This is a genomic window from Limnohabitans sp. YIMB22184 (genome assembly GCF_048020265.1).
Lineage (GTDB): Bacteria > Pseudomonadota > Gammaproteobacteria > Burkholderiales > Burkholderiaceae_C > Limnohabitans_A.
This window is the reverse complement of record NZ_CP171843.1, coordinates 2,486,811-2,502,459: the sequence shown is the minus strand read 5'-3', so window position 1 is coordinate 2,502,459 and position 15,649 is coordinate 2,486,811. Positions and strand designations below refer to the sequence as shown.

Genomic DNA, 15,649 nt, shown 5'->3' with positions numbered 1-15,649 from the left:
AATCGGGGCATGACTGCAAAACCCCAAGACGCGACATCCGCGCGCTTCGACCAGCTTCAGCTGGCACCCGCCACCCTCCAAAACCTTGAACAACTGGGCTACACCCAGATGACGCCCATCCAGGCGGCCAGCTTGCCGCTGACCCTGGCCGGGCAAGACCTGATCGCCCAGGCCAGCACCGGCAGCGGCAAAACCGCCGCCTTTGGTCTGCCCCTGATTGAGCGTTTGGAAACGGCGGGCTCGCCCAGCGCAGCCATTCAGGCCGTGGTGCTGTGCCCCACCCGCGAGTTGGCCGACCAGGTCACGCAGGAAATCAGGCGCTTGGCCCGCGCTCGCCAGAACGTGAAAGTTGTCACTTTGTGCGGCGGCGTGGCCCTGCGTGGGCAGACGCTGAGCCTGGAGCACGGCGCCGATGTGGTGGTGGGCACGCCCGGCCGCATCCTGGACCACCTGGAGCGTGGTTCGCTGAGTTTGGCGGGGGTGAACACGCTGGTGCTGGACGAGGCCGACCGCATGCTGGACATGGGCTTTTTCGACGACATCGCCAAGGTGGTGCGCCAGTGTGCCAAAGACCGCCAGACCCTGCTGTTTTCGGCCACTTACCCCGAAGGCATTGCCAAGCTGGCGGCGCAATTCATGCGTTCGCCGCAGACCGTCAAGGTGGAGGCGCAGCACAGCGCACACAAAATTCGCCAGGTGTTTTACGAAGTGAGCGAGACCCAACGGCTGGACGCCGTGTCCCGCTTGCTGGCACATTTCCGCCCCGAACGCACACTGGCGTTCTGCAACACCAAGCAGCAGTGCCGCGATCTGGTGGCGGTGCTGCAGGCGCAGGGCTACAGCGCGCTGGCCTTGTTTGGCGAGCTGGAGCAGCGCGAGCGTGACCAGGTGCTGGTGCAGTTTGCCAACCGCAGCTGCTCGGTGCTGGTGGCCACCGACGTGGCCTCACGCGGGCTGGATGTGGAAGGCCTGGAAGCCGTGATCAATGTGGACGTGACGCCCGACCCGGAAATCCACATCCACCGCATTGGCCGCACAGGCCGGGGCGATGCCGAAGGCCTGGCGCTCACGCTCGCCAGCATGGACGAGATGGGCGCGGTCGGCAAGATCGAGGTGATGCAAGGCCGCGAGTCCAAATGGGAGCCGCTGTCAGGTCTGACGCCTGCCGCAGGCGGACCGCTGCAGCCCCCCATGCGCACGCTGCAGATCGTCGGTGGCCGCAAGGAAAAAATCCGTGCGGGCGATGTGATGGGCGCGCTGGCGGGTGAGTGCGGGCTGACGCGAGAGCAGGTTGGCAAGATCAATGTGAACGAATTTTCGACCTATGTGGCGGTGCAGGCCGATTTGGCCAAAAAAGTGGAGGCGCAGCTGTCACGCGGCAAGATCAAGGGCAAGAGCGTGAAGGTTCGCTTGCTTTGATTGTTTTTTTGAGAGCGGTGAATGGGGCGATGCGGTGGGCACCGATTTTCGGTACCCCGGCATGAGGAACCCGGCCCTGCCCAAACCGACACCTCACCCAGTCACCGATAAGGATTCTTGATCCCCAACTCGGCCAGGATGTCAATTTCGTAGGCCTCCATCTCTTCGGCGTCAGCCTCGCTGGTCTCATGGTCCCAGCCTTGGGCATGCAAAGTGCCGTGCACCAGCAAATGCGCGTAGTGTGCGGCCAGGGTCTTGCCTTGCTCTTTGGCTTCGCGCGCGACCACCGGGGCGCACAGCACCAAGTCGGCCAGAACCACCGGTTCTTGCACATAGTCGAACGTCAGCACATTGGTGGCGTAGTCCTTCTTGCGGTAACTCTTGTTCAGCTCGCGGCCTTCTTCTTCGCCCACGATGCGCACCGTGATTTCGGCGTCATCGGCCAGGGCATGGCGAATGGCGCGGATGACCGCGTGACGGGGCAGGGCGGCGCGGTGGCGGGCTTTGTGAGGGAAGTCGCCAAATTGCAGGGACAGTTGAAGTTGTTGGAGGGCCATGGGATGGGATTCGGTGGTGTCAATCGTCGGTGGGCAAAGGCTTGCGGCGGGTGGTGACACCTGCCCGCATGGCGGCGCTGCCTTGTGCGTCGTACGCGTCCACAATGCGAGCCACAAGGGGGTGTCGCACCACGTCGGCACTCGAGAACCGCGTGAAGGCGATGCCCTTTACGCGCTTCAAAACCCGCTCGGCGTCGATCAGCCCTGAGAGCTGCCCTTTGGGCAAGTCGATCTGGCTCACATCGCCCGTAACCACGGCTTTGGCGCCAAAGCCGATGCGGGTCAGGAACATCTTCATTTGCTCGGTGCTGGTGTTTTGCGCTTCGTCCAGGATCACGAAGGCGTTGTTCAGCGTGCGCCCGCGCATGAAGGCCAGCGGCGCGATCTCGATCGCGTTGCGCTCAAACGCCTTTTGCACCTTGTCGTAGCCCATCAGGTCGTACAGCGCGTCATACAGCGGGCGCAAATACGGATCGACTTTTTGGGACAGGTCGCCGGGCAAAAAGCCCAGTCGCTCGCCCGCTTCCACGGCCGGGCGTGTGAGCACAATGCGCTGCACGCTGGCGCGTTCCAGCGCATCCACCGCACAGGCCACGGCCAGGTAGGTCTTGCCCGTGCCTGCAGGGCCGATGCCGAAGGTGATGTCGTGTGTGGCGATGCTCTCCAGATACGCCGCCTGCACCGGGGTGCGGGCCTTCAGGTCGGCGCGGCGGGTTTGCAAGGCGGGCAGATCGGCTTCCTCGCCCCCGCTGTCGCCCACCAGCATGAGCTGCACCATGTCGGGCGCAATCGGGCGGTCGGCGCGTTCGTAGATCGCTTGCAAAATCTCCATCGCCCGCAGGGCTACGGCCTTGGGGCCATCCACCTTGAACTGCTCATGGCGGTGCGCGATGCTCACCTGCAGGCCTGCTTCGATGGTGCGTAGGTGCGCGTCCATGGGGCCGCACAGGTGCGACAGGCGGGTGTTGTTGTGCGGTGTGAAGGTGTGTCTGACGATCAAGTGGATAATCCTGTCCGAGGGTGGTTTCGCTGGTGTTTTGCAGGCCAAGGAGCCCCGATTCTCCTCCATATCCACGCAACTCAAAGGCCCTCCATGATTGGCAAACTCACCGGCATTCTGAGCGACAAGAACCCTCCTGAAGTGGTGGTGGACTGCCACGGCGTGGGCTACGAGGTCAATGTGCCGATGAGCACTTTCTACAATTTGCCGACCACGGGCGAAAAAGTCAGTCTGGTCACGCACTTTGTGGTGCGCGAAGACGCGCAAATCCTGTACGGCTTTGCCACCTTGAGCGAGCGCGAAGCCTTTCGCCAGCTCATCAAAATCTCCGGCGTCGGCCCCCGCACAGCGCTGAGCGTGCTGTCGGGCATGAGCGTGACCGACCTGGCGCAGGCCATCACCACGCAAGAAGTCGGTCGTCTGGTCAAGGTGCCCGGCATTGGCAAAAAAACTGCCGAGCGTTTGCTGCTCGAACTCAAAGGCAAACTGGGCGGCGACATCGGCGGCCTGTTTGCGGTGAATACCCCCGACGCGCAAAGCGATATCCAGCAGGCCTTGCTGGCGCTGGGCTACAGCGACAAGGAGGCCGCCGCGGCCCTCAAGAGCTTGCCCGTGGACGTGGGTGTGAGCGAGGGCATCAAGCTGGCGCTCAAAGCCCTGAACAAATGAAAATGAACTGAGCCATGAGCATCCGCACCGACGATTTCGCCCCCCAACCCGAACCCCGGGTCATTTCGGCGGCCCCCGTGTCGCACCAGGAAGAAGCGATCGAGCGAGCCTTGCGCCCCAAGCTGCTCGATGAATACGTGGGCCAGGTCAAGGTGCGCGAGCAGCTGGAGATTTTCATCAGCGCGGCCAAGATGCGCGAAGAGCCGCTGGACCATGTGCTGCTGTTTGGCCCGCCCGGCCTGGGCAAGACCACACTGAGCCACATCATCGCCGCCGAGCTGGGCGTGAACCTGCGCCAGACCAGCGGCCCGGTGCTCGAAAAACCCAAAGATTTGGCGGCGCTGCTGACCAATCTGGAGCGCAACGATGTGCTCTTCATCGACGAGATCCACCGCCTGTCGCCCGTGGTCGAAGAGATTTTGTACCCCGCGCTCGAGGACTACCAGATCGACATCATGATCGGCGAGGGCCCTGCAGCCCGCAGCATCAAGCTCGACCTGCAGCCTTTCACGCTCGTGGGTGCGACCACGCGGGCGGGCATGCTGACCAACCCGCTGCGTGATCGTTTTGGCATCGTGTCGCGCTTGGAGTTCTACACCCCCGAAGAGTTGACCCGCATCGTGACCCGGAGCGCCGGTTTGCTCAAAGCACCGATTGACCCTGAGGGCTCTTTCGAGATTGCCCGCCGTTCACGCGGCACGCCGCGCATTGCCAACCGCTTGCTGCGCCGGGTGCGTGACTATGCCGATGTCAAGGGCGACGGCACCATCTACAAGGCCATCGCGCAAAAAGCCTTGGTTATGCTGGACGTGGACCCCGAAGGCTTTGACCTGATGGACCGCAAACTGCTCGAAGCCGTGATCCATCGCTTTGACGGCGGCCCGGTCGGGCTGGACAACATTGCGGCCAGCATTGGCGAGGAGCGCGACACGATCGAAGACGTGATCGAGCCGTATTTGATCCAGCAAGGCTATTTGCAGCGCACCCCGCGCGGGCGCATGGCCACTTTGGCGGCCTTCCGGCATTTGGGCGTCACGCCGCCCAAAACTTTCGGGCAGTGAGGCGGCCGCTCACACGGTCGTCTCGTCCTTGCCCAGCGCCTCCAGGTGCGAAGTGTCCCCCCAGCCCACCAGCGACAGGCCTTGCGGTGTCCACAGCAGCCGGTTGACAGCCGTGTTGGTCAATTGCCAGGTGCGCGGCGCTTGCAAGTCCAGCCGGGTAGCAGCGCGGTACAGGATGTCCAGTACGCCGCCGTGCGCGACCATCACGATTTGCTGGCCGGGGTGCTGGGCTGCCAGCTGATCCACGGTGGTCACAATCCGCTCGCGCAAAGCGATCAAGGATTCGCCGCCGTCTGGTGGCGTCCAGTCGGGCGTGCGCTTGCGCCAGTGCCAGGCGTGTTCGGGCAGTTCGACTTCGATCTCGGCAAAGGTGCGGCCTTGAAACGCGCCGAAATGGCGTTCGCGCAGGCCGGTATGCGTTTTCACGGTTTGGCCAAGCCGCTGCGCAATCGCCAAGGCGGTGGTGTGGGCGCGCGAGAGGTCACTCGCGTAAATCGCATCGATGGCATCTCCTTGCACCAGGGCTTGCGCCAAATGCTGGGCCTGGCGCAGGCCTTCGTCATTGAGCGGGATGTCCAGATGGCCTTGCAGGCGGGTGTCGACGTTCCAGGCGGTCTCTCCATGGCGAATGGCCAGAATGCGGGTCGGTTCCATGCGGTCCTTGGGTGTCAGCGCGGCAGCTCGATGTTGACCCGACGCGGACCAAGCGGTGGATTGGGGAAATTGGCCAGCGCGGCCTGGAACAGGGTGGCAAAAATCGGCACGCTGTCGCTCCAGGGTCCGGTGTGGCTGGCGCGGGTTTCATAGACCACCTGACCTGATTTCAGGTCACGCATGATGAGACTGACCTCGCGGCGGTAATGCGTGGGTGGCGGAAAGCGCATGCCCACACCCAGGCCGATGTGCGAGCCAAAACCCGATCCGATCGCCACACTGCCGTAAGGCGACCAGCCTGGCCCAATGGGTCGGCCCCAAGGGTCGACCAGGTACTGCGTGCCGCTGAAGCCCACCATCACGCTCAGGCTGGCTGCAGCGTCGTCGCGCACCAAGCCCACGGCGGTCATGGCGGCCTGCGCTTGTTGTTCAGCCAGTCCGGCCTCGGGGTTGTTGACTTGGGAGGGCAGGCGTTCAAAACGGTATTTGGCGCCTTGCAAACTCATGCCTGGCGGCACCGCCGCCACGGACACCACATCGCTGTCGATCAGGCGCATCGAGGCGCAGCCCGTCAACCCGGTCAAAGCCAAGGCGGCCAAGGCCATCGAAAACCACCGTGTGAGCTGACGAGTTGCTGTGCGCATGCGCTGTCCCCTTGAGGTTCACATCGAGATGACCTGAATGCCCGGCAAAGACGGCTCCTTGAACTCTTCCTCGTCAAACGCCTTGTCGCCGTCATCCGATTCGATACCTGTGATCTTCAGGTCTTTGAAGCCGTGCAGCTTGGCATCCATCAAATGCGAAGGCACCACATTTTGCAAAGCCGCGAACATGTTTTCAATCCGGCCGGGGTGCTTTTTCTGCCACTCGCGCAGCATGTTACCCACCTGCAGGCGTTGCAGGTTTTCCTGGCTGCCACACAGGGTGCACGGGATGATGGGGAACTGTCGGTGCTCTGCCCAACGGATCAGGTCGGACTCGGCCACATAGGCCAGCGGGCGGATCACCATGAACTCGCCGTTGTCGCTGACCAGCTTCGGGGGCATGCCTTTGAGCTTGCCGCCAAAGAACATGTTCAAAAAGAAGGTCTGCAGCATGTCGTCGCGGTGGTGGCCCAGCGCCAACTTATTGCACTTCAACTCCCGCGCCACGCGGTACAAAATGCCGCGGCGCAGGCGCGAGCACAGGCTGCACATGGTCTTGCCTTCGGGGATCTTGTCTTTGACGATCGAGTAGGTGTCTTGCGTCTCGATGTGGAACTCCACGCCCAGCTCTTTGAGGTAAGCGGGCAGGATGTGGTCCGGGAAACCCGGTTGCTTTTGGTCAAGGTTGACCGCCACCAGCTGGAAGTCCACCGGGGCGCGGGCCTTCATCTTGAGCAGGATGTCCAGCATGCCGTAGCTGTCCTTGCCGCCCGACATGCAGACCATGATGCGGTCGCCCGCTTCGATCAGGTTGAAGTCGGAAATCGCCTGGCCCATCTGGCGGCACAGGCGTTTTTCAAGTTTGTGGGTTTCGCGCTCGATCTTGGCGGCTTTGGCGGCATCGGCCGCTTCGGCATCGACCCAGGTGTTTTCAGTTGCTGTGTTCATGGGGTTCACCACTGTCCGGTTTCCATGCGAATGGCTACTTCGCAGTCTTCAAAAATTTCAAGTTTGGCAATCTTGACGCGCACGCCCAACACGCCCGGCAGTTGCATCAGGCGGTTCGAGAGCTTGCCGATCAGGGTTTCGAGCAGGTTGATGTGTTCGGCGGTGCATTCGTCGATGATGATTTTGCGCACCTTGCGGTAATCCAGCACCGCGTTGATGTCGTCGTCGCTGGGCAGCAGGGGCTGCGTGCCCAGGTTGAGCTCGGCATCGACCTGGATCGGCTGCGGATCGGTTTTTTCGTGTTCGAGGATGCCCAGGTTGGCGTCAAAGCGCAAACCGGTCAGCTCCAGGGTTTGGTGTCCTGCGGGTGTTTTCATGGCGCGGGTTTGATCTGGAAAACTTCAACCCCAACCGCTTCGCAGTCCGGGTACACATCGGGTTTGCAGCTGGACAGGCGCACCGCCTGCACCTGCGGGTGGGTGATCAGCTCGCGCATCAGGTCGTCGCACAAAGTCTCTTGCAGCACGATGTGGCCTTGCGCCACACGCCGGGCAATCACCTCGCGGATGAAGTCGTAGTCCACCACCTCGGCCAGATCGTCCTGCGTGGGGGTGGACGCGCTGTAGGGCACGAACAGCTCCACATTGAAGACGATGCGCTGGGGGCCGAGCTTTTCGAAGTCGTGTGCGCCGATGCGCACGTCCACCGTGTGGTTGCGCAAAAACAGGCGGCGGCAATTCAGCGCCAAATTGGTCATCAGGTCGCTCATGCGGCACCTTTCGGGTCGGCGAGGAACATCACATCGCGCTCAAGTGGCACCAGGTGCTGGCCGTTGTCCACGCACACGGTGGTGCCGGTGATGCAGGGGTTTTGTGCCAAGAAAAGGCAGGTCGCCGCCACCTGCGCCGGGTCGATCGGCTGGCGCAGCAGGTTCACCCGGCTGGCGCGGTCAAAGTTCTCTTGCGTTTGCGGGCCGCTCAAAAACATCAGGCCTGGGGCCACGCCGCACACCCGCAAGGGGGCCAGGGCTTGGGCCTGCAAGGCCACGGCCCGCTCCAGCGCCAGTTTGGAGACGGTGTAAGAAAAATAATCCGGGTTCAGGTTGAACACCTTCTGGTCCAGGATGTGGACCACGCTGCGCTGGCCGGGCAGGGCGTTTGGCGCGGCTTGCCGGGCCATCAGCGAAGCCAGCAGCATGGGCGCGATCAAATTCACTTCGAGTTGCTGGCGTGCACCGTGCAGGTCCATTTGGGTGCCTTCGTCCGGCTCGAAGAGCGAGGCGTTGTTCACCAGGCAATCCAGCGCCCCATGGCTTTGCGTGATGTGCACCACCATGCGTTCGACGTCGGTGCTTTGTGCCAGGTCGGCCTGCACCAGTTCAACGTGCGCCTCTTGTGAGCGCAGCGCGGCCTGCAGGGCCTGCGCCGTAGCTGCCGAGCGTTGGTAATGGCACCACACGCGCCAACCCGCCGCCGCAAATTGGCGGACGATCTCGGCGCCCAGGCGGTGAGCGCCTCCGGTGACCAGAACTTGTTTCATGAATGGGAGTGTTTGGCTGGGGCTTTTTTGTCACCCCGGACTCAATCCGGGGTCCATGTTGGGTCCATCGTGGATGCCGGATCAAGTCCGGCATGACCGTTGGACAAAACTTGGGTGAATTATCGGGCAAGCGGCATATGCGGGTGCTCGTTCGGCCAAATCGGCCGGCTTGCCTGCACGCCTTCGGCGACAATCGTCGCGTGACCTCGCCCAATCTCCAGTCCCCCGCCGATCTGACCCAGCGCATCCACCACGCCATCGCCCAAGCGGGCGGCTGGCTGGGTTTTGACCGTTTCATGGCCATGGCCCTGTACGAACCGGGCCTGGGCTACTACACCAACGCCCTGCAAAAGTTCGGCGCCATGCCGTCCTCGGGCAGCGATTTTGTGACCGCGCCGGGCATGTCGCCCCTGTTTGGCCAGACCGTGGCGGTGCAGGTGGGTCAGGCATTAGACGCCACCGGCACGGATGAGGTCTGGGAGTTTGGTGCGGGAACCGGGGCGCTGGCCTTGCAGCTGCTGGACAGTCTGGGTGACGCCGTGAAGCGTTACACCATCATCGATTTGTCAGGCACTTTGCGCGCCCGCCAGGCCGACACCTTGCTGCAACACGCGGGCAAAGTGCGCTGGTTAGACGCCTGGCCCGAGGTCATCGAGGGCGTGGTGGTGGGCAACGAGGTGCTGGATGCCATGCCGGTGCAGCTGCTGCAGCGCACGCAGGGCGTGTGGCACGAGCGCGGCGTGGTCAGTTCTGGTGAAGATTTCGCTTGGCAAGACCGCCTGACCGACTTGCGTCCGCCCGTCGAGATCGAAGGCGAGCACGATTACCTGACCGAAATCCACCCCCAGGCCGAGGCTTTTGTCGCCAGCTTGGCCGAGCGGCTGCTGGCCGGACGGGGCGGGGCGGCGTTTTTTCTCGATTACGGCTTCCCCGAGGCCGAATACTTTCACCCGCAGCGCCACATGGGCACCGTCATGTGCCACCAACTGCACCAGGCCGACGACAACCCCCTGGTGGCGGTGGGCCAAAAAGACATCACGGCCCATGTCAACTTCACCGGGGTGGCCCTGGCCGGCCAAAACGCCGGGCTGGAGGTTCTGGGTTACACCAGCCAAGCCTGGTTTTTGCTGAATTTGGGGCTGGCCGAGCGCATGGCCGCTGCCAGCTTGGCCGAGCGCAGTCAGGCCCAGCGCCTGGTCAATGAGCATGAAATGGGCGAGTTGTTCAAGGTGATCGGGTTTTCCACCTCCACCGACTGGTCGGCCCAGGGCTTTGCCCGGAGCGACCGCTCGCACCGCCTGTAAACGGCATCCAGGCAAGCTATGTTGCGCTGGCTCATCGTGGTGTTTCTGGCCCTGATCATCTTCAGTGGCCTGCAAAAATGGCTGCAAAAACTCGGCTTTGGCCGCCTGCCCGGGGATTTTCGCTTTCGCCTGTTCGGGCGCGAGTTTTTCATCCCCATCACCAGCACCTTGCTGCTGAGCATGGTGGCGGCCGGGATCGCGCGCTGGTTGTGAGCGGCAAGACCTGCCCAAGCAGGTCAGACCCGGACGTGTTACAGTGCAGCACGCCATTGGCGACTTATGCCCATCTCGCTCTAGCCGAGCCGATAGCGCATCCCGGCAGAGGGATGCCAGTCTTGTCCTCCACTGTGCACATCGCCCGCCATGCTTTTCCAAGCTGGGCCCAGACGATTTTTTGCTTCCTTTTTAACGCACCTCTGCACGGTGCTGTTGTTGGGCAGGCCTTCAGGGCTGTTCATGGGGGCGCTTTTTTGGCAGCAGGACATGCCAAGACCCGTGCCGCCGCACAGCCCCCAAGAGGGCCGAAAAAAGCGGTTCGACCCCCTTCGTTAAAATACATGACCATTTCATATTGTTCACACCAACCCATCTCCATGGGAAAATTCCGAATTCAGCCGTGCGCCAGGGCTTTGCCCAATGGCGCATTTGGCGCACAAGTGTCCGTGGCCAGTGGCCGCGGCAGCGCCAGCACCGACCGCGTGATGCGGTTTGTGCCCGAATTCGCCACACCGGCCGCCGCCAGCCAATACGCCCTCGATGAAGGCAAGTTGTGGGTGGAGCGCCAGACGACGAAACCGATCCTGCTTTGAGAAAGACGTTTTAAATGGCTAAAGAAGAACTGATTGAACTGATGGGCGTGGTCAACGAGGTGTTGCCCGACACCCGTTTTCGAGTGACCCTGGACAACGGTCACCAACTGATTGCTTATTCGGCCGGCAAGATGCGCAAAAACCACATCCGCATTTTGGCGGGTGACCGTGTGACGCTCGAACTCTCGCCTTATGACCTGAGCAAAGGCCGCATCAGCTTCCGTCACCTGGCTGGCCGTGCTCCCATGGCGCCTCGCCGCCCCCCTACACGCTGACCCGCGCTGGTTCTTTGCGTTGACCTGAGTCAACGCGCAAGGCTCTTGAATCGCCGAGCATGATCCCCACGTGATTGGCAACACAGGGGAATCCATGACCGCTTCTGCAGACGCCTTGCACATTGTTTGTCCGCACTGCCACACCACCAACCGGGTGCGTGTGGCCGATATGCACAACGCCCCCGATTGCGGACAATGCCACCAAGCTCTTTTTGACGGTCACCCGCTGGCGCTGGACGGTGCCAGTTTTGACAAGCACATTGGCCGCAGCCATGTGTCGGTGCTGGTCGATTTTTGGGCTCCCTGGTGCGGTCCGTGTCGCATGATGGCCCCGGCTTACGAACAGGCCGCAGCCCTGTTGGAGCCCCAGGTGCGGGTGGCCAAACTCAACACCGAAGAAGCGCAGGCCATCGCCGCCCGCTTCAACATCCGCAGCATCCCCACACTCGCATTGTTTGTCGGCGGCAAGGAAGTCGCCCGCCAGGCGGGTGCGTTTCGCACAGCGCAAGACATTGCCGACTGGACGCGTTCGCACCTTTGAACAGGGCTTTGTAGGAGCGGTCTCAGACCGCGAAGAGGGGTTCCTTAGGCGTGGTTTCCGACCGCGAAGCATTTGGGGTGAGTTGATCGCGGTCAGAGACCGCTCCTACAGAGAAGCTGCGACCGCTTGGGCGCGCGCTTTGGCAATTTGCTCACCAATCTTGGGGCCTTTGAGGCCTTGGGCCGCCGCAGCCTGGGCAATCGGCGCGGTTTCGACGGACAGCGCAGCCTGCTGGGCTTTCAACAAGCGTTCGGCTTGGGGGTAAGCCGCATCGTCAAACCCCAGCCGACCCCGTGCATCGCATTCGCACGCCTGCAGCACCCGCACAAAGCGCTCGGGCTGGCGAATCGCGTCACAACGCTCCAGCAAGCGCATCAGGGCTTCCGGTCCCAGCTCGGCGCTGCGGTGGATGTTGCCGTGCTCGCGCGCCACCACCTCGGCCAGTTCTTTGCAATCGGTGGGCACGCGCAGGCGCTCGCACACCTTTTGCAGGAGCTTGACGCTGCGCCCTTCATGGCCAATGTGGCGGGGCAGCACGTCGGCGGGCGTGCTGCCTTTGCCCAGGTCGTGCATCAGGCAGGCCACGCGCACGGGCAGCGGCATGTTCAGCCTGGCCGCCATGTCCATCACCAGCATCATGTGCACGCCCGTGTCGATTTCGGGGTGGTATTCCGGGCGCTGGGGCACGCCCCACAGGCGGTCCAGCTCGGGCAGCAAGACCTTGAGCGCACCGCAGTCCCGCAACACCTCGAACATGCGGGAGGGTTGGGTCGCCATCAGGCCTTTGGCTAGTTCCTGCCAGACGCGCTCGGGCACCAGGTGGTCCACTTCGCCGTCCTCGACCATCTGCCGCATCAAGGCCATGGTGTCGCCCGCCACAGAAAAGTCGGCAAAGCGCGCCGCAAAACGTGCCAACCGCAGGATGCGCACCGGGTCCTCGGCAAAGGCCTCGGTGACATGGCGCAGCACCTTGGATTGCAGGTCGCGTCGGCCGCCGTAGGGGTCAACGATCTGGCCTGTCCAGGTGGAGGGGGCTTGGTGGGCCAGCGCCTCGGGCACGGCCATGGCGTTCACCGTGAGGTCGCGCCGGGCCAGGTCTTCTTCGAGGGTGACGTCGGGCGCGGCTTGCACCGCAAAGCCTTTGTAGCCCCGTGCCGTCTTGCGCTCTGTGCGGGCCAGGGCGTATTCCTCGCGGGTCTGCGGGTGCAAAAACACCGGAAAGTCCTTGCCCACAGGCACATAACCCTGTGCGCTCATGGCTTCGGGCGTGCTGCCCACCACCACCCAGTCGCGGTCGTTGACGCGCTGGCCCATCAAGGCATCGCGCACCGCACCGCCGACGACAAAAACACCCATGGTGGCTTTCAGCGGTGGAGCCGAAAAGGCTCTTCAAAGTCGATGAAGTCCTGCTCGGCCAGTGCCTCGTCGATCCAGGTCTTCACGCCGGGCAGGGCGCACACGCGGTCCATGTAGGCCTGCACATCGGCAGGCACGGGCAGGGCGTAGGTTTTCAGGCGCATGACCACCGGGGCAAAGTAGGCGTCGGCTACGGTGAATGCGCCAAACAGCAGGGGGCCGCCGTGTTCTTGGAGCAAGTCGCTCCACAGGCTGCAGATGCGGTTCAGGTCGGCGCGCACGGCGGGTTTGTCGCGCAGCGCCAAAGCGCCGATCTCGGGCAGGTGCGCCTCGATGTTCATGGGGCAGGCGCTGCGCAGGCCCGTAAAACCGCTGTGCATTTCGGCGCAGATGCTGCGCGCGCGTGCCCGTGCGGCGCGGTCTTGTGGCCAGAGCTGTTTGTCGGGGAACTGCTCGGCCACGTATTCGGCAATCGCCAGGGTGTCCCACACCGCCAGTCCGTCGTGCACCAGCACAGGCACCTTGCCCACCGGGTTGACCTCCTTGAGCGCGGCCTTGAACTGCGAGTCGGGCGCAAAGCTGTCAAAGCGGACATAGACCTCTTCAAAGGCGATGCCCGCCTGGCGCAGCAACACCCAAGGGCGCATGGACCAGGACGAGTAGTTCTTGTTGGCGATGTAGAGCTGGATCATGTTTTATCTCCCGTGTGGCGAAACCCACATGTTAGCGACCACGGCTATGAACAAGAGACAGATTGCACCGCCAAGGTGTGTGAGGGGTCCCCTCACACATCCACCAAAGCGCTTCGCCAGTGGAATCAGCGCCCAGCGCGTGAGCGCCAAGTATTCAAGCGACTGCGTGGCCCGCGGTGGCCCAGATAGCTGGGCGCTACACCCGCTGCAGATGCTGCGCTGATGCCCAAGTCGGAAAGACCCGGCAGCTGGCCCGTGGCCACGTTGTCCACCTTCATGGACGCCAGGTTGTCCCGGCTCATCAGCGGCTCGCCGGGTGCCATTTCCATGGCCGCAGCTTGCAGCCAGCCCACCCACATCGGCAAACCGACAACCGGCCGACCCCGGCCGTGGTTCACGCCCGCCCACTGGCCAGCCCTTTTGACCAGCTCGCCCAGCGTCAACACATCCGGGCCGCACACTTCGTAAGTTTGGCCAATGGTGTCCGGCTTTTGCAGGCAGACCGCCACGGCGCGCGCCACATCGGCCACCCACACGGGCTGGAAACGTGTGCCGCTGCCCGCCAAGGGCATGAAGGGGGCCACGGCCTGCAGATCGGCAAACAGGTTGAGGAATTTGTCTTCGGCACCAAAAATCACGCTGGGGCGCAAGATGGTCAACTGAAGCCCCGCGTTGTGCAAGACCGTCTCGCCCCGCGCCTTGCTGCGCTGGTACATCGAGGGGCCTTGTGGGTCGGCACCCAAAGCACTGACGTGCACCAGACGCTGCACGCCCGCTTTTTTCATGGCGCTGGCGATTTTGCCGGGCAGCTGAACATGCACCTGTTCGAAGCGCTCTTCGTCGCCATGCAGCACGGCCACCAGATTCACCACCGCGTCGTGGCCGGGCATCAGCCGGGCCAGATCGGCTTCCTGGTGAACAGAGGCTTCGATCACCGTCAGGCCGGGCAGGCTTTGCACGCTGGCCGCATTCACGGCGCGGCGGGTCGGCACCGTGATCTGCCAGCCCAGGCGGGCGAGCTGTTCGCAGACGTGGCGACCGACAAAGCCGCTGCCACCCAGCACCAGAACGCGCGGGGTGCTCATGGCGTGTCCAAACCCATGACAGCCTGGTGCATCGCTTCCATCGCTTGATCAACGATCTGGGTGCGCCACTCGTCGGTGTCGACGTAAAACGCGTCCATCAGGTCTTGCTTGATCTGCTTTTTCAAGGCCTCGGGGGCTTCGGGGTGCCCTTGCAACCAGTGGTCACCGCGCAAGGCGTACAGCACCTTGTCCGGTGGCTGTGTGCCGTATTCCAGGGCGATGCCGGTGTATTGGGCTTGCCTGCATTCCTGGTAGGCCGCCATCCACATCAATCCCGTCAGCATGGGGGAGCTGGAGGAGCCGTCATAAATCGAGGTGATGCCTTGGCCCCACCACGCTTTGGCACGCTGGTAGGCCGCTGCATCGTCGGCACAGGCAAAAATGCGCTCGCCCACGCCACTGGGGCCCAGGCCTGTGTGCAGATCGATCCAGGCCAGTTTTTGGCAAGACTGACCGTATTTTTGCAGCACCGAGCGCAAAGTGAGGTTGCTCCAGGTCGGTGCTTTTCCGCCAAAGAACAGACCTTCAGGAAACTCATGCTGCCCTTTGGAGATGGCTGCCTGATAGGCCTTCATGCCGCGTTCGGCAATGTACTGGGCGGTGGCTGCCGCGTTGGCCGCGTCGGGTGGCCAGACTTCGGGCAGGAGCAAGGGCTGGATTTCCCGGTAGGCCGGGTTGTCGGGCAGAGGCTTGGAGAAGTCCTGGAAGTTGCGGTTGATGTCCACGTTTTCGTGGGTCACGCGCCGCACATGCGAGAAGCCGTGGGGGTTGAGCGCGTGGATGTAAAGCACAGCAACACCCCGTGCACGGGCCGCTTCACGCCAAGCGCTGTTTTTGAGGGCATGGATCTGCACGCCGGAGCCGCAGTAGCCTTCCACACCGTGGCAGGCACTGCTGATGACCAGCAACGCTTTGGCATCGGGCGCACCGTCGAGCACCGCGTCCATGGCCAGGGTCTCACCGTCCCGGCCAGGCAGGGGGTGAATGTTGGAATCCACCTGCAGGCCGGCGCTCTGGGCGGCGCTCAGGAACTTCTCACGCGCTTGGGCGTAGCTTTTGGAAAAGCCGCTTTGGAGGTCATTCATGAGGGATTCGC

General features: G+C 62.9%; 20 protein-coding genes. 8 read left to right on the top strand and 12 right to left on the bottom strand.

Annotation, left to right across the window (positions count from 1 at the left end; genetic code table 11):
• Window positions 1-9: 9 nt before the first annotated feature.
• Window positions 10-1,419, top strand: coding sequence for an ATP-dependent RNA helicase DbpA (gene dbpA, locus ACHEXL_RS11430; protein WP_416559569.1), 1,410 nt, complete (start codon window positions 10-12; stop codon window positions 1,417-1,419).
• 101 nt (window positions 1,420-1,520) lie between these two features.
• Here dbpA and ybeY read toward each other — a convergent pair whose 3' ends face one another.
• Both ybeY and ACHEXL_RS11420 read right to left on the bottom strand, forming a co-directional pair.
• A complete protein-coding gene (gene ybeY, locus ACHEXL_RS11425) occupies window positions 1,521-1,976 on the bottom strand; it encodes an rRNA maturation RNase YbeY (RefSeq protein ID WP_416559568.1) in 456 nt (151 codons plus the stop codon).
• Window positions 1,977-1,995: 19 nt separating this feature from the next.
• A complete protein-coding gene (locus ACHEXL_RS11420) occupies window positions 1,996-2,976 on the bottom strand; it encodes a PhoH family protein (protein ID WP_291928152.1) in 981 nt (326 codons plus the stop codon).
• A 93-nt stretch (window positions 2,977-3,069) separates the two neighbouring features.
• On the opposite strand from ACHEXL_RS11420, the gene ruvA reads away from it, so the two are divergent.
• A complete protein-coding gene (ruvA, locus tag ACHEXL_RS11415) occupies window positions 3,070-3,645 on the top strand; it encodes a Holliday junction branch migration protein RuvA (RefSeq protein WP_416559567.1) in 576 nt (191 codons plus the stop codon).
• A gap of 14 nt (window positions 3,646-3,659) precedes the next feature.
• On the top strand, window positions 3,660-4,706 hold the full coding sequence (gene ruvB / locus ACHEXL_RS11410) for a Holliday junction branch migration DNA helicase RuvB (RefSeq protein WP_416559566.1): 1,047 nt from the start codon (window positions 3,660-3,662) through the stop codon (window positions 4,704-4,706).
• A gap of 9 nt (window positions 4,707-4,715) precedes the next feature.
• On the opposite strand, the gene ACHEXL_RS11405 is transcribed toward ruvB, so the two are convergent.
• Genes ACHEXL_RS11405 through ACHEXL_RS11380 form a run of 6 tightly spaced genes read right to left on the bottom strand, consistent with a single transcriptional unit; the run spans window position 4,716 to window position 8,491 of the window.
• Window positions 4,716-5,360, bottom strand: coding sequence for a histidine phosphatase family protein (locus ACHEXL_RS11405; RefSeq protein ID WP_416559565.1), 645 nt, complete (start codon window positions 5,358-5,360; stop codon window positions 4,716-4,718).
• A 14-nt stretch (window positions 5,361-5,374) separates the two neighbouring features.
• Window positions 5,375-6,004, bottom strand: coding sequence for a DUF4136 domain-containing protein (locus tag ACHEXL_RS11400; RefSeq protein WP_416559564.1), 630 nt, complete (start codon window positions 6,002-6,004; stop codon window positions 5,375-5,377).
• An 18-nt stretch (window positions 6,005-6,022) separates the two neighbouring features.
• On the bottom strand, window positions 6,023-6,952 hold the full coding sequence (gene ttcA, locus ACHEXL_RS11395; RefSeq protein WP_416559563.1) for a tRNA 2-thiocytidine(32) synthetase TtcA: 930 nt from the start codon (window positions 6,950-6,952) through the stop codon (window positions 6,023-6,025).
• A gap of 5 nt (window positions 6,953-6,957) precedes the next feature.
• Window positions 6,958-7,329, bottom strand: a complete 372-nt coding sequence (locus tag ACHEXL_RS11390; protein WP_191818099.1) for a dihydroneopterin aldolase — start codon at window positions 7,327-7,329, stop codon at window positions 6,958-6,960.
• A complete protein-coding gene (locus ACHEXL_RS11385; protein WP_416559562.1) occupies window positions 7,326-7,721 on the bottom strand; it encodes a dihydroneopterin aldolase in 396 nt (131 codons plus the stop codon). The genes ACHEXL_RS11390 and ACHEXL_RS11385 overlap by 4 nt, the downstream gene beginning before the upstream one ends.
• On the bottom strand, window positions 7,718-8,491 hold the full coding sequence (locus ACHEXL_RS11380) for an SDR family oxidoreductase (protein WP_416559561.1): 774 nt from the start codon (window positions 8,489-8,491) through the stop codon (window positions 7,718-7,720). Before ACHEXL_RS11380 ends, ACHEXL_RS11385 begins: the two co-directional genes overlap by 4 nt.
• A gap of 137 nt (window positions 8,492-8,628) precedes the next feature.
• Between ACHEXL_RS11380 and ACHEXL_RS11375 the strand changes: the two genes are divergently transcribed.
• From ACHEXL_RS11375 to trxC, 5 genes are all read left to right on the top strand, one after another.
• Window positions 8,629-9,795, top strand: a complete 1,167-nt coding sequence (locus tag ACHEXL_RS11375) for a class I SAM-dependent methyltransferase (protein WP_416561348.1) — start codon at window positions 8,629-8,631, stop codon at window positions 9,793-9,795.
• A gap of 18 nt (window positions 9,796-9,813) precedes the next feature.
• Window positions 9,814-10,008 (top strand): DUF2905 domain-containing protein, encoded by a 195-nt coding sequence (locus ACHEXL_RS11370; RefSeq protein ID WP_416559560.1) that lies wholly within the window; start codon window positions 9,814-9,816, stop codon window positions 10,006-10,008.
• 380 nt (window positions 10,009-10,388) lie between these two features.
• Window positions 10,389-10,604 carry a hypothetical protein gene (locus tag ACHEXL_RS11365; protein WP_233249603.1) on the top strand — a complete coding sequence of 72 codons (216 nt, stop codon included), beginning with the start codon at window positions 10,389-10,391 and terminating at the stop codon, window positions 10,602-10,604.
• Between the two features lie 14 nt (window positions 10,605-10,618).
• Complete coding sequence (gene infA, locus ACHEXL_RS11360) at window positions 10,619-10,879, top strand: translation initiation factor IF-1 (protein ID WP_108428547.1); 261 nt, start codon at window positions 10,619-10,621, stop codon at window positions 10,877-10,879.
• 94 nt (window positions 10,880-10,973) lie between these two features.
• Window positions 10,974-11,420, top strand: a complete 447-nt coding sequence (trxC, locus tag ACHEXL_RS11355) for a thioredoxin TrxC (protein WP_416559559.1) — start codon at window positions 10,974-10,976, stop codon at window positions 11,418-11,420.
• A gap of 105 nt (window positions 11,421-11,525) precedes the next feature.
• On the opposite strand, the gene ACHEXL_RS11350 is transcribed toward trxC, so the two are convergent.
• The 4 genes from ACHEXL_RS11350 to ACHEXL_RS11335 form a co-directional block, all read right to left on the bottom strand.
• Window positions 11,526-12,776: a multifunctional CCA addition/repair protein gene (locus ACHEXL_RS11350; protein ID WP_416559558.1), complete on the bottom strand. Its 1,251-nt coding sequence runs from the start codon at window positions 12,774-12,776 to the stop codon at window positions 11,526-11,528.
• 8 nt (window positions 12,777-12,784) lie between these two features.
• The gene (locus ACHEXL_RS11345) at window positions 12,785-13,468 is read right to left on the bottom strand and encodes a glutathione S-transferase family protein (protein ID WP_416559557.1); all 684 of its coding nucleotides are present in this window, start codon (window positions 13,466-13,468) and stop codon (window positions 12,785-12,787) included.
• Between the two features lie 125 nt (window positions 13,469-13,593).
• Window positions 13,594-14,553: a complex I NDUFA9 subunit family protein gene (locus ACHEXL_RS11340; RefSeq protein ID WP_416559556.1), complete on the bottom strand. Its 960-nt coding sequence runs from the start codon at window positions 14,551-14,553 to the stop codon at window positions 13,594-13,596.
• Entirely contained in the window at window positions 14,550-15,638 is a 1,089-nt protein-coding gene (locus ACHEXL_RS11335; protein ID WP_416559555.1) for a M14 family metallopeptidase, read from the bottom strand. Before ACHEXL_RS11335 ends, ACHEXL_RS11340 begins: the two co-directional genes overlap by 4 nt.
• Between the last annotated feature and the right edge of the window lie 11 nt (window positions 15,639-15,649).

Excerpts from the sequence above, each read along its gene's own strand:
- dbpA (WP_416559569.1), top strand. The coding sequence starts at position 10 with ATGACTGCAAAACCCCAAGACGCGACATCCGCGCGCTTCGACCAGCTT.
- ybeY (WP_416559568.1), bottom strand. The coding sequence starts at position 1,976 with ATGGCCCTCCAACAACTTCAACTGTCCCTGCAATTTGGCGACTTCCCT.
- ruvA (WP_416559567.1), top strand. The coding sequence starts at position 3,070 with ATGATTGGCAAACTCACCGGCATTCTGAGCGACAAGAACCCTCCTGAA.
- ruvB (WP_416559566.1), top strand. The coding sequence starts at position 3,660 with ATGAGCATCCGCACCGACGATTTCGCCCCCCAACCCGAACCCCGGGTC.
- ACHEXL_RS11405 (WP_416559565.1), bottom strand. The coding sequence starts at position 5,360 with ATGGAACCGACCCGCATTCTGGCCATTCGCCATGGAGAGACCGCCTGG.
- ACHEXL_RS11400 (WP_416559564.1), bottom strand. The coding sequence starts at position 6,004 with ATGCGCACAGCAACTCGTCAGCTCACACGGTGGTTTTCGATGGCCTTG.
- ttcA (WP_416559563.1), bottom strand. The coding sequence starts at position 6,952 with ATGAACACAGCAACTGAAAACACCTGGGTCGATGCCGAAGCGGCCGAT.
- ACHEXL_RS11390 (WP_191818099.1), bottom strand. The coding sequence starts at position 7,329 with ATGAAAACACCCGCAGGACACCAAACCCTGGAGCTGACCGGTTTGCGC.
- ACHEXL_RS11385 (WP_416559562.1), bottom strand. The coding sequence starts at position 7,721 with ATGAGCGACCTGATGACCAATTTGGCGCTGAATTGCCGCCGCCTGTTT.
- ACHEXL_RS11380 (WP_416559561.1), bottom strand. The coding sequence starts at position 8,491 with ATGAAACAAGTTCTGGTCACCGGAGGCGCTCACCGCCTGGGCGCCGAG.
- ACHEXL_RS11375 (WP_416561348.1), top strand. The coding sequence starts at position 8,629 with ATGCGGGTGCTCGTTCGGCCAAATCGGCCGGCTTGCCTGCACGCCTTC.
- ACHEXL_RS11370 (WP_416559560.1), top strand. The coding sequence starts at position 9,814 with ATGTTGCGCTGGCTCATCGTGGTGTTTCTGGCCCTGATCATCTTCAGT.
- ACHEXL_RS11365 (WP_233249603.1), top strand. The coding sequence starts at position 10,389 with ATGGGAAAATTCCGAATTCAGCCGTGCGCCAGGGCTTTGCCCAATGGC.
- infA (WP_108428547.1), top strand. The coding sequence starts at position 10,619 with ATGGCTAAAGAAGAACTGATTGAACTGATGGGCGTGGTCAACGAGGTG.
- trxC (WP_416559559.1), top strand. The coding sequence starts at position 10,974 with ATGACCGCTTCTGCAGACGCCTTGCACATTGTTTGTCCGCACTGCCAC.
- ACHEXL_RS11350 (WP_416559558.1), bottom strand. The coding sequence starts at position 12,776 with ATGGGTGTTTTTGTCGTCGGCGGTGCGGTGCGCGATGCCTTGATGGGC.
- ACHEXL_RS11345 (WP_416559557.1), bottom strand. The coding sequence starts at position 13,468 with ATGATCCAGCTCTACATCGCCAACAAGAACTACTCGTCCTGGTCCATG.
- ACHEXL_RS11340 (WP_416559556.1), bottom strand. The coding sequence starts at position 14,553 with ATGAGCACCCCGCGCGTTCTGGTGCTGGGTGGCAGCGGCTTTGTCGGT.
- ACHEXL_RS11335 (WP_416559555.1), bottom strand. The coding sequence starts at position 15,638 with ATGAATGACCTCCAAAGCGGCTTTTCCAAAAGCTACGCCCAAGCGCGT.